The sequence below is a fragment of the Pseudomonas fluorescens genome, assembly GCF_002022275.1.
Classification (GTDB): Bacteria; Pseudomonadota; Gammaproteobacteria; order Pseudomonadales; family Pseudomonadaceae; genus Aquipseudomonas; species Aquipseudomonas fluorescens_AJ.
The window spans coordinates 1-11,028 of record NZ_MSDF01000033.1; the positions used below are offsets into that span (position 1 = coordinate 1).

Below are 11,028 nucleotides of genomic sequence, written 5' to 3' on the forward strand. Positions count from 1 at the left end.
CCCGAACCTCCGCACACAACCCCCCGCCGCTGCGATTACTCAAGGTCAACGACCCTCCAACCGCCACCGCCAACTGCTGCGCAATCGCCAACCCCAACCCCGTCCCGCCGGTCCCGCGATTGCGTGAACTTTCCACCCGATAAAACGGCTGCATCACCCGCACCAGTTCATCCTCGGCAATCCCGGGGCCCCGGTCCAGCACCTTGATCGATAACTCCCCATTCGCCGTCGACCCCACTTCCAGCTCGGCACTGCCGGCGAATTTCAAGGCGTTGTCCACCAGGTTCACCAACACCCGGCGCAAAGCGTGAGGCCGCGTATCCAGCACCACCGCGCTTTTTCCAGTGAGGCTGACCCGTTTGTGCATGTCCTGATAGTCAAACACCAGGCTGTCGAGAAACGCATCCAGATCAACCCGATGGCTGGCCTCGGCTGCCCCGTGCACGCTGCGCGCATACGCAACACCTTCGCGCACCAGGTGTTCCATTTCCCCCAGGTCGCTCCACAGTTTGTCGCGCTCTGCACAGTCGTCCATGAACTCGGCGCGCAGTTTCATGCGGGTGATCGGCGTTTGCAGGTCGTGGGAAATCGCCGCAAGAATTTGCATGCGTTCCTTGAGGTAATCGGCGATGCGCTGTTGCATTTGGTTAAACGCCGCCGCGGCGTGTGCCACTTCGGTGGGGCCTTGTTCGTCCAGGGGCGTAGGGTGGGCGTTGGGGTCGAGGGTTTCCACGGCGCGGGCCAGGCGGGTCAGCGGGCGGATGGCCAGGCGCACGGCAATCCAGGTGCAGCCGAGCAACAGCGCCAGTTGCAGCACCAGCACCACCGGCAACCAATAAGCCACGGGCAGGGCGGCGGGGCGCACGTCGACGGTAATGGGGTTGCCATCGGCCAGCGTCAGGTGCGCCTGGAAGTGTTTCTGCAGGCCGGGGATATCGCGAAAGCTCAGCGCGTAGTGTCCGCCCAACGCGTCGGAAATCGACGTGGCAGCCATAGGCACGTCCTCACTGCTCATCGGTTCACCGGTTTCGCCTGCGTTGAGCAGGTAGCGGTAGTTCTGGCGGTCGAGGCGCGGCAGCCAGCTGGCGCGTTCGTTGGCCGGCAGACGGTCGAGAATCGCCACCGACGTGGACACATCGTTCTCCAGGTTGCCGAGCATTGTCGTGCGCGCGCTGATGTAGCGTTCGTAGAACTGCGCACTGAAGGACAAACCATGGGCGCAGACCAGGCTGATCAAAAAGATCAGCGACAGTTGCGACGCCAGGGTGCGCGGCCAACCGAAGCGCCCTTTCATTGTTCGGCCCCGAGGATTTCCACGGCGAGGGAAAATACATAGCCTTCGCTGCGCACGGTCTTGATGCAGGCCGGTTCACGGGCATCATCCAGCAGGCGTTGGCGCAGGCGGCTCACGAGCAGGTCGATGGAGCGATCAAACACATCAGCATCCCGGCCCTGGGTCAGGTTGAGCAACTGGTCGCGGTTCAGTACGCGCTGCGGGTGATCGAGGAATACCCGCAGCAAGCGATACTCGGCACCGCTCAAGGCGACCAGCGTGTTGTCCTCATCCAGCAAGTGGCGAGCGGTGGTGTCCAGGCGCCAGCGGCCAAAACGGATCAAACGCCCGGTTTCGCTGACCACCAGGTTCGGCGGCAGCATGCGCGTGCGGCGCAGCACGGCGTTGATGCGCGCGAGCAGCTCACGGGCGGCGAAGGGTTTGACCAGGTAATCGTCGGCGCCCATTTCCAGGCCGATGATGCGGTCGGTTTCATCGTTGCGGGCAGTCAGCATCAGCACCGGCGTGGCTTTGTGTTTGCCTACCCGTAACTCGCGACACAGCTGCAAGCCATCGTCGCCGGGCATCATGATGTCCAGCACAATCAGGTCCACGGGGGTGGTGTCGAGGAAGCTGCGCATCTGGCGACCGTCGGCGACGACGGTGGTGCGCATGCCGTTCTTTTTCAGGTAATTGCCCACCAGTTCGCGGATCTCCCGGTCGTCATCGACGATCAGGATGTGATCGACATGATCCATGCTGCCTTCCTCGTTAAATACGTGTTGGGGCGCAGTCTAGCCACTGCCGACGCCCTTGCCTTGTGCCCTTTGTATTGCAGTGTATCTGGCGATAAGCAGATACACGGCGACGCAAAATTAACGAGACGGCAGGCCTCGGCACCGCAGAATTTCCGCTAAACGGTTATGTACTAATGAATTTTTAATATTTCTAGTTATATGTACGGCTGGGTAAAGTCACGCTCACTTCTTTATCTCGCCGCCGGGAAATAGCTCATGAACCGTCCCCACGGGCAGCCCACGCCGATCCTGACTTTGCCCCAGGGCGAAAAAGACCCGTTGTCGATCCGCGCCAAGGCCCTGGTGTTTTCCGACCCGCGCTCGTTGCAACTGCTCGACTATTTGAAACGCGTCGGCCCCAGCGAAGCGCCGGTGTTGATCAATGGCGAGACCGGCACCGGCAAGGAGTTGGTCGCGCGTTACATTCACAGTGCCAGCGGGCGGACCGGTGCGTTTGTACCGGTGAACTGTGGCGCGATCAGTGAAACCCTGGCCGAAAGCGAGTTTTTCGGGCATGAGGCGGGGGCGTTTTCCGGTGCGGTGGGCCGGCGCGGCGGCTGGTTTGAAGAGGCTGACGGCGGCACGCTGTTCCTTGATGAGATCGGCGACTTGCCTCTGCCTTTACAGGTGAAGTTGCTGCGCGTGCTGCAGGAGCAGGAAGTGGTGCGGGTGGGCTCGCGCAAGCCGATCAAGATCAATATTCGCCTGGTGACCGCCACCAACATTGACCTGGAACAGGCGGTGGAGGCGGGCAATTTCCGCCTCGATCTGTTTTACCGGATCAACGTCGCGCAGGTGCAAGTGCTGCCCCTGCGCGAGCGGCCGCTGGATATTCTGCCGCTGGTGGAGCATTTTCGCCGGCTGTACAGCGCCAAGCTGAAAATCGCCGAGCCGATGCTCTCGGAATCCGCCACTCAGGCACTGCTGGATTACCCGTGGCCGGGCAATATTCGCGAGCTGGAAAACGTCGTGCACCTGGCCCTGCTGGTGGCCGGTGACAAGCCGATCATGCCCAACCACCTCAAGTTTTCCGCCGGGCTCAGTGCGATGCATGCCAGCGTCAACAGTGCTGCGCCGCGCATCCCGCAAGAGGTGATGCGCGAACAATTGCTGAGGTTGTTCGAGGTGCCGGGGGATACGTTGCTGCACGATATCGAAGACTTGATCGTGCGCGAGGCCTTTGCGTTTTGCGGTTTCAACCAGCTGCGTACGGCGGACTTGTTAGGCATCACCCGTAACGCCATGCGCACCTTGCTGGTCAACCACGGCATGCTCAAGGGCCGCGCACGGCCTTGAGCAACAGCGCTTCAAACACCCGCTGCGCCCGTGGCTCATCCGTGTGCGCCACATTGAATCGCATCAAATCGCGGTGCGCCAAGTCGTAACCAAACAGCGCACCGGGTGCAAGCACCATGCTGCGTTTCAATGCTTCCTGGGCCAGCAGTTCGCCGTCCACCCCGGGCGGCAAGCGCGCCCAGATAAACATCCCGCCTTCATACGCCATCGGCAGTTCGCACCCGCAGCGCTTGAGCCACTGTTCAACGCGCCCGCCAGACTCCATCAAACGCTGCACCATGCGCTTGCGGTGCTTGGCGTAACTGCCTTCGCTGAGCATGCGGTAGACGATCTGCTCGAACAGCTCCGAGGTCACGCCGCCGCTCATCAACTTCATATTGGTCAGGTTGGCTGCCAGTTGCGGCGCGGCCACCACGTAGCTGACGCGGGTGTTGGCGCTGAGGATTTTCGAGAAGCCCGACAGGTAGGTGACCTGGTCCAGCCCGGCGAGGGCGGCCAGGCGCGGCGGCGGGTTGGGGTGCAGGTCGCCGTAGAGGTCATCCTCGACGATATGGCAGTGGTATTGCTGGGTCAGTTGCAGCAGGCGAAACGCCTGGCTGGGGCTGAACGAATGGCCGGTGGGGTTATGCAGCACGCTGGTGGTCAAGTAGAGGCTGGGGCGATGCTCGGCCAGCAGGTGCTCCAGGTCAGTGAAGTTGAAGCCGTCAGGGCGCCGCTGGATGGTCACCACCTTGACGCCGTGCAGGGCCAGGTTGGCGTGAAAGTTGAAATAGCACGGCGCGTCCAGCAGCACCGTGTCGCCCGGGCGTGCGAGCAGGCGCATCAACATGTCGAGGCCTTGCACGGTGTTGGGGGTGGTAATGATTTGTTCTACCGGCACCGACAGGCCTTCGCTGTGCAGTTTTTGTTGCAGGGCTTGGCGCAACGGCAGCAGCCCGGCCGGCGTGCCCAACCCTGCGATGCGCAGCGATGGCGCGCGCACCACGCCGCGCATGGCTTGGCGGATGGCCTCGCCGTTCAGCCATTCTTCCGGCAAGTGGCCGCCGCCGGGGCGCAATTCACCGCTGGCGGTGACCAGTGGGCGACGCAATACGCTAAGCAGGTCCTGGGGCAGCAAATCCACCCAGGCCACCGAGGCTGGGCGCGCGGTGTCCATCGCCACGAAGTAGCCGCGGCCCTGGCTGGACGTCAGCAGGTTGCGCCCGCGCAGGCGGTCCAGCGCCTCATTGAGGGTGAACTTGCTGACGCTCAGGGTCTGGGTCAATTCACGCACCGACGGCAACTTGCTGCCGGGCGCCCATTCGCCGTTTTCGATGGCCTGGCTGAACGCCTCGACGATCTGCTGAACCTTGGGCGTGCCTTCCATAAACGCAATGGCGGATACAAACATAAACCTTCCTCTTCTTTGCCGGTGCTTTTACCGGTGAAGTTAGGCCGGATTAGGCACCACTTTACCTGCCTTGTGCAATGCCACTCCCCTAGACTGCGCGCCATCTCGCCAGGAATTGGCGAACTTTTCTTACACGCGAGCAATGGATTTCGCACTCTTATGAAGACTTATATGTGCGCACCCTGCGGTTTTATGTACGTAGAAGAATTGGGTATTCCCGAAGACGGAATCCCGGCAGGCACCCCTTGGGAAGAGGTGCCGGAAGACTGGACATGCCCGGACTGCGGCGTGACCAAGGCTGATTTCATGGCCATCGAACTTTAACGCTCCCTCCACGAAAGGAATCGCTCCATGGAAAGCAAACTGATCAACCCCACTGTGCCGTTCTGTACCGGCGTGGCCCACCAGAAATACCTGGGCGCCGAAAAAGGCCTGCAAACGGCCATCGAAGGTGACTGCACTCATTGGTACATCGACGGCAGCCTGTTTGGTGAAATGGTCGATGACTGGACCGAAGAGCGCATCGCCAGTTTGCAGGAGCAGATCGCGGCGACGGGCGTGAAGCCGGTCTTCCACGGCAACTTCAAGGCCCCGCTGGGCAGTGACGTTGAGGCGTTCCGTGCCGCAGCGGTGGACTACGTGAAGAAAGAAATCGATATCGCCAGCCGTTTGGGCGCGCCGTTGATCATCCACGGTGGCTGCATCGTCGAGCCGAAAATGGTGCTGATGGCCAAGAAGGTTGCCCTGGAGCACTACCTCAAGTCGGTGCAGGAACTGGCGCGTTACGCCGAAGCCAAGGGCACGGATATCTACCTGGAAAACCTGTCCAACTACGTCAACTACCGGCCGTTCCACTACATCTTCACCCATGAAGCGGAATACGCCTTTGTGTTCGACCGCCTGCAGGCGCACAGCAATGTGTACTTCTTCCTAGACGCCGGCCACGCCAACATCGAGAACGGCCTCCCGGCTGAAGTGGTGCGCAAGTATCACCACTTGATCAAGGGCATTTCTTTCAGCAACAACAATGGTGTGCAAGACCAGCACTTCGGTATTCACGACGGCAACTGCGACTACGCCGACGTGGTGCAGGCCATCGTCGAAACCAACTGGAAAGGCCTGGTGGCGTTTGAAACCCGCAACCAGACGGCCAAGGCTGCGCTGGCTGACCTCGCGTTGATGTACCGCGAATCCCTGACGACCGAAATCGCGGTTGCCTGACGGGCCCCGGGGCGCGCGTTTGCCGCGTGCGCCCCGTTGCTGTTGCTTCTCTCTATCCAAGGTCCCGGACCATGACAAGTGCGTTAACCCTGTCCTCGTTTCTGTATTTTCTGTTGTTTTGCGCCACCATGACGTTCAGCCCCGGCCCCATGACGCTGCTACTGCTGAGCCTGGGTCTGAAGGACGGTTTACGCAGCTCGATTCCCGCGCAGATTGGCGCCAGTGTGTCGTACCTGATTTCAATCCTGATTTTTGCCGTGGGCTTTTCGGAGCTGATCAAGGGCAATATCGCGATTACCCAAACCATTCAGTTTGTCGGCGTGGCCTACATTCTTTACCTGGCCTACAAGCAGTGGACCAGCAGCGGTGTGTCGATCGGCAAGGCCGGTGCCGTGGAAGGCTCGCGCAGCCTGTTCGGCAAAGGTTTGCTGACCGGCTTTTCCAACCCCAAGACCATCATCATGTTCAGCGCCGTATTCCCGCAATTTGCAGGCGCGGGGGAGCACAGCTCTGCGGCGGATATCGCCATCCTCGGGCTGACTTTTCTGACACTGCAATTTGCCAGTGGCTGCCTGTACTGCTATTTCGGCCAGCGCATCAAACACGTGCTGGAAAACCCCAAGCGGCGGGTGGTGTTGCAGCGGATCACCGCCGTATTGTTGCTCGGTGTCGCCGTGATGCTGGCGCGGGGTTTTTCGCACTGAGCGGTCTTATGAGCGGTAGTGGCGATTTGCCGTTCCCCTGATAGACTCCAGGCATTCATCCAGGATCACACCCCACCATGACGGCCGCCGGAGGAAATGGACTTCCGCTCGCTTCACGGTTGTATAAATCGCGCGCCCTGGGGCTGACGCTCGGCTTCGTGTGTGTGGTGTTCGGGATGTACCCGCTGCATCCATCGTTTTGGGTGTGGGCCTGGATGCTGATCAACGCCTTTGTCTGGCCGCACCTGGCTTACCAATCCTCCTTGCGTGCCGCGAGTGCCTTGCGCAGTGAGCGCCGCAACCTGTTGTTCGATTCCTTTTGCGGCGGCTTCTGGGTCGGTGCGATGCATTTCAATCCGTTGCCCAGTGTGACCACGCTGTCGATGATGACCATGAATAATGTCGCCATTGGCGGCCCGCGCTTCATGTTCGCCGGTTGGGTCGCGCAGGCACTGGGTATCGGCGTCTCGCTGTTGATATTCGCGCCGGCGTTTATTGCCGTCACCACCCAGACCCAGCTGTATGCCTGCCTGCCGATCCTGATGCTCTACCCCTTGGCGCTGGGCTGGATCTGCTACCGCCAGGCTGTGACCCTGGCGCGACACAAGCGTGAATTGCTGGCCTTGAGCCGCACTGACAGCCTGTCCGGCCTGCTTAACCACGGCGCCTGGAAAGACCATCTCGAAATCGAGTTTCAACGTTGCCGCCGTAACCAGGCCGGTGCGGCCATCGCGCTGATCGACATCGACCACTTCAAGACCATCAACGACACCTACGGCCATGTGACCGGCGATATCGTCCTGCGCCAGTTGAGCAAAGTGCTGCGCCAGAACCTGCGCGCCACCGACCTTGCCGGGCGTTACGGCGGCGACGAGTTTTGCGTGATTCTCCCGGATATGCCGCTCAACCGCGCCACCGAAGTGATGGATGCCTTGCGCGATCGCTTCAACGCGCTGGCCTACGCCCAGGACCCGACCCTGCGCGCCAGCTTGAGCATCGGCTTGGCGCCGTATCAACCGACGCACGCCGATTCCACCAGTTGGCTCAACGACGCAGACCTTGCCTTGTATGAAGCCAAGAGCAGCGGGCGCAACCGGGTCAGCTCGGTGCAGGGGAGTTGGTTACGGTCGGTTTAGTGGGGTAGGGTGTGGCGTCCCTCCCAACAAAAACAAGGATCGGTTCATGCTCTTCACCTTCTCACGCACCCTCCTGGCCGCCACCCTGGCCTTGTCCTTCGCCGTACCGGCCTACAGCGCCGAACCCCACAAACAAATCCAGGCAGATGCCGAACAGTATAAGGGCGAGGCCCTGAAACTGCTGGAGCGCCTGGTGAATATCGACTCCGGTTCCGGCTACGAGCCGGGCCTGACCCAAGTGCGCGACATCGCCGTCGACGAGCTGAAACAGCTTGGCTTCTCGATTGAACTGGTGCCGGACAAGGCCGCCAACAACAGCCATGTAATTGCCACCCTCAAGGGCACCGGCAAAGCCAAAATCCTGCTGATGGCCCACATGGACACCGTGTTCAAAGAGGGTTCGGCCGCCGAACGCCCGTTCCACATCAAAGACGGCCGAGCCTACGGCCCGGGCGTGATGGACGACAAGGGCGGCATCGTCGCCGGCATCTACGCGCTCAAAGTCCTGAAAAACCAGGGCTTCAAGGACTATGCACAAATCACCTTCCTGCTCGACGCCAGCGAAGAAACCGGCTCCGAGGCGGCTTCCGAGCTGATTCGCAAAACTGCCAAGGGCCATGACGTGACCCTCAACCTTGAACCCGGCCGCCCGGCCGATGGCCTGGTGGTGTGGCGCAAAGGCAGCGCCACCGCCGTGGTCGAAGTCAAAGGCAAAGCCGCCCACGCCGGGGTTGCTCCGGAATTGGGGCGCAATGCAGCGATGGAAGCGGCGCACCAGATTTTGCAACTGGGCAAGTTGGGTGATGCAGAGAAGAAAACCACCATCAACTTTACTGTCATCAAGGCCGGTGACCGAACCAACGTCATACCCGATCAGGCCACGGCAAAGGCGGATGTGCGGGCGGCGTTGCCGGAAGAGTTTGACCGGATCGAGAAGGATCTGGCACGGGTGTCGGCTAATAAGTTGATCCCGGACACCGAGGTGAAGACCACGTTGCTGCGTGGGTTACCGCCAATGCCGCAGACGCCGGAGTCGGACAAATTGGTGGCGATTGCTCAAGGGATTTATGGAGAGTTGGGGCGTACGTTGACGATTGAAGGTAGCGGCGGGGCAGCGGATGCGAGTTTGTCGGCTGGGGTAGGGACACCGACTCTGGATGGGTTTGGGATTGTCGGTGGGAATATTCACACGCCGGAGGAGTATGCGGAGGTGGAGAGTGTGGTGCCGCGGGTTTATTTGTTGAGTCGGATGATTGTGGAGTTGAGTAAGCGGTGATTTGAGTGGGTGGCTCGTTCGCTGAGGGCGAGTACGCCTTTCAGGTCGACGAGTGACTTGTGGCGAGCGAGCTTGCTCGCTCGCCACAGGGGTGGGGCAATGCGGCAGGTGGTGTTCTTACCACGTAGATTGGTCTTCGAGACTGGCTTTTTGGAGGTCGTCTTTCCAAATGATTTTAGCGAGGTGGTAAACATCTTTTAAAAAATCTCTCGGGCTTTCAAGCTCATACCATTCCCTTCTTGGCCAGGAGGCTGCTTCGTTTTCGTCAATTTCGAATAATCCCTGAAAGTCATAAGCCTCATTGTCCAGGCTGTGTTTTAGGGCTTCAATTAAAGCGTATTTATGCCTGTAAGAAAGGCAGTGAACACTCAAAGCGTGAGTTTTTATGAGTTTTTCTCTATCCACTTTTTCATTTGGATTGTATTTCTCAAGCTCTTTACCAAGGTCGTGCTCTCGGTCGTAAATATCAAATGCTCCTATAAACCATTTGAGGCTCGGATCGAATGGCTCATTTAAGAACGGATCTTTCAGCATTACTTTTTCTCGGTGGGGAATGCAGTGAATGGCTTGGTGCTAACTCTATCGAACTTCACCTCGAACCCGTCTAGGTTTTCATTAAGGTGAGGGTTCGCCGCGTCTGCTCTGTTAGGTCGATATCCCCGCCCTGCGCCAGGTAACTCCAGTTTGAGAATGGGGTTTTGATTGTGGTCTCTCCCATTGAACGGATCTAGCCCAAGCGAATCACGTGTCAAGGCCTTGTTCAAGGCGCTCAGTTGCATGCGCCAACTATGAAACTGAGAGCTTAAGTTTCCCCTCGCATCTGGCCTTCGCGATCCAGTGGCCGGATCTGTTCCATCAATTGCCCGTTGTTTCAGATCCGGATCGGTGATTTCTGGGCCGTGTTTGGCGACAGTATGCATGTCATACCTGTCTTCTATTTCGAGTACGCGCCGTTTGGCGTTTGCCTCAGCTAGCTCATCTATTCGTGCCTGTCGATGTTTGCGTGACGGTTGCGGTACTGCTGGCTGTTGCTCATCAACACTCGCTTTTCTGATCGGATTTTCGAACCCTGTAGCGGGTTTACAACCTTCCCCACCTGGACATGGGCTTAAGCCTAGCGGATCCACCCACCCCGTCGGATTGGGCACGTACTGGTACGTATTGATCCCACCCGCCAGCTTCACCGGGTCCGGCGTCAGATAGCGACCAACATCAGGATTGTAGTAGCGATGCCGGTTGTAGTGCAGGCCGCTTTCCTGATCGAAGTACTGACCTTGGAAGCGCAGCGGATTGTCGATTTTGCCTACGTCCAGGCGGCTGATTTTGCCGTAGGCCTTGTAGTGTGCAGACCAGACGATTTCGCCATCTGAGGCGGTGAGTTCCTGCGGGGTGCCGAGGTGGTCGAGTTGGTAGTGGTAGGGCTTGGTTTCTTTTGGGCCGAAGCCTTCCAGCAGGACCAACGGGCGGAAGCTGTCGGGTTCGTAGATATAGCTGCGGTGGCGATCCGCGTGGTGTTCGGCGATCAGCTTGTCGCCTTGCCAGAAGAACTCTGTGGTTATGTCGGCAACGGTTTTGCTGATGCGGCGGCCAAACGGGTCATAGCAATAGCTGGCGGTTTGACCATTAGGTTGGGTGATGCCAATTAGCCGATGCTGGCAGTCGTAGCGATACTCGGTGACTAACCGATGTTCACGCCCACGCCGTTCCCGGATCAGATTGCCAAAGGCGTCGTAGTCGTAATTATGATCGCCCTGTATCGCCAACCGGTTACCGGCCACGATGTCCGGACCGGGGCGGTCCTGCATCAGCAGGTTGCCCGCGGGGTCATGGCCGAAGCGTTCTTGTTCGTCGTTTGAGTGATCGACGCGGGTCAGGCGGGCGAGGGGGTCGTACTGGTAATTGTGTTCGCCTTTTCGGGTGTCGTGGATGCGGCTG

General features: G+C 59.5%; 11 protein-coding genes. 6 read left to right on the forward strand and 5 right to left on the reverse strand.

The genetic code is table 11. The features are described 5' to 3' along the window. A partial coding sequence (locus BFW87_RS22780) for an ATP-binding protein (RefSeq protein ID WP_078741969.1) occupies positions 1-1,294 on the reverse strand: 1,294 nt, incomplete at its 3' end. Further along, positions 1,291-2,031, reverse strand: coding sequence for a response regulator (locus BFW87_RS22785; protein ID WP_078741970.1), 741 nt, complete (start codon positions 2,029-2,031; stop codon positions 1,291-1,293). The genes BFW87_RS22780 and BFW87_RS22785, both read right to left, overlap by 4 nt. A 255-nt stretch (positions 2,032-2,286) precedes the next feature. On the opposite strand from BFW87_RS22785, the gene BFW87_RS22790 reads away from it, so the two are divergent. After that, a complete protein-coding gene (locus BFW87_RS22790; RefSeq protein WP_078741971.1) occupies positions 2,287-3,366 on the forward strand; it encodes a sigma-54 interaction domain-containing protein in 1,080 nt (359 codons plus the stop codon). On the opposite strand, the gene BFW87_RS22795 is transcribed toward BFW87_RS22790, so the two are convergent. Next, positions 3,344-4,756: a PLP-dependent aminotransferase family protein gene (locus tag BFW87_RS22795; protein WP_078741972.1), complete on the reverse strand. Its 1,413-nt coding sequence runs from the start codon at positions 4,754-4,756 to the stop codon at positions 3,344-3,346. The genes BFW87_RS22790 and BFW87_RS22795 overlap by 23 nt on opposite strands. Positions 4,757-4,915: 159 nt before the next feature. Here BFW87_RS22795 and BFW87_RS22800 point away from each other — a divergent pair, with 159 nt between their 5' ends. From BFW87_RS22800 to BFW87_RS22820, 5 genes are all read left to right on the forward strand, one after another. Then, complete coding sequence (locus tag BFW87_RS22800; protein WP_016968943.1) at positions 4,916-5,080, forward strand: rubredoxin; 165 nt, start codon at positions 4,916-4,918, stop codon at positions 5,078-5,080. A gap of 27 nt (positions 5,081-5,107) precedes the next feature. Then, the gene (locus tag BFW87_RS22805; RefSeq protein ID WP_078741973.1) at positions 5,108-5,977 is read left to right on the forward strand and encodes a sugar phosphate isomerase/epimerase family protein; all 870 of its coding nucleotides are present in this window, start codon (positions 5,108-5,110) and stop codon (positions 5,975-5,977) included. Positions 5,978-6,048: 71 nt separating this feature from the next. Then, positions 6,049-6,681: a LysE family translocator gene (locus BFW87_RS22810; RefSeq protein ID WP_078741974.1), complete on the forward strand. Its 633-nt coding sequence runs from the start codon at positions 6,049-6,051 to the stop codon at positions 6,679-6,681. Between the two features lie 77 nt (positions 6,682-6,758). Continuing rightward, the gene (locus BFW87_RS22815) at positions 6,759-7,817 is read left to right on the forward strand and encodes a diguanylate cyclase (RefSeq protein ID WP_078741975.1); all 1,059 of its coding nucleotides are present in this window, start codon (positions 6,759-6,761) and stop codon (positions 7,815-7,817) included. A 46-nt stretch (positions 7,818-7,863) separates the two neighbouring features. Further along, a complete protein-coding gene (locus tag BFW87_RS22820; protein ID WP_078741976.1) occupies positions 7,864-9,093 on the forward strand; it encodes a M20/M25/M40 family metallo-hydrolase in 1,230 nt (409 codons plus the stop codon). A 117-nt stretch (positions 9,094-9,210) separates the two neighbouring features. Here BFW87_RS22820 and BFW87_RS22825 read toward each other — a convergent pair whose 3' ends face one another. Next, complete coding sequence (locus BFW87_RS22825; protein WP_078741977.1) at positions 9,211-9,627, reverse strand: hypothetical protein; 417 nt, start codon at positions 9,625-9,627, stop codon at positions 9,211-9,213. Then, positions 9,627-11,028, reverse strand: a 1,402-nt coding sequence (locus tag BFW87_RS22830; protein ID WP_139372474.1) for an RHS repeat domain-containing protein, incomplete at its 5' end; no start/stop codon positions are given. The genes BFW87_RS22830 and BFW87_RS22825, both read right to left, overlap by 1 nt.

Excerpts from the sequence above, each read along its gene's own strand:
- BFW87_RS22790 (WP_078741971.1), top strand. The coding sequence starts at position 2,287 with ATGAACCGTCCCCACGGGCAGCCCACGCCGATCCTGACTTTGCCCCAG.
- BFW87_RS22825 (WP_078741977.1), bottom strand. The coding sequence starts at position 9,627 with ATGCTGAAAGATCCGTTCTTAAATGAGCCATTCGATCCGAGCCTCAAA.
- BFW87_RS22820 (WP_078741976.1), top strand. The coding sequence starts at position 7,864 with ATGCTCTTCACCTTCTCACGCACCCTCCTGGCCGCCACCCTGGCCTTG.
- BFW87_RS22785 (WP_078741970.1), bottom strand. The coding sequence starts at position 2,031 with ATGGATCATGTCGATCACATCCTGATCGTCGATGACGACCGGGAGATC.
- BFW87_RS22795 (WP_078741972.1), bottom strand. The coding sequence starts at position 4,756 with ATGTTTGTATCCGCCATTGCGTTTATGGAAGGCACGCCCAAGGTTCAG.
- BFW87_RS22815 (WP_078741975.1), top strand. The coding sequence starts at position 6,759 with ATGACGGCCGCCGGAGGAAATGGACTTCCGCTCGCTTCACGGTTGTAT.
- BFW87_RS22805 (WP_078741973.1), top strand. The coding sequence starts at position 5,108 with ATGGAAAGCAAACTGATCAACCCCACTGTGCCGTTCTGTACCGGCGTG.
- BFW87_RS22810 (WP_078741974.1), top strand. The coding sequence starts at position 6,049 with ATGACAAGTGCGTTAACCCTGTCCTCGTTTCTGTATTTTCTGTTGTTT.
- BFW87_RS22800 (WP_016968943.1), top strand. The coding sequence starts at position 4,916 with ATGAAGACTTATATGTGCGCACCCTGCGGTTTTATGTACGTAGAAGAA.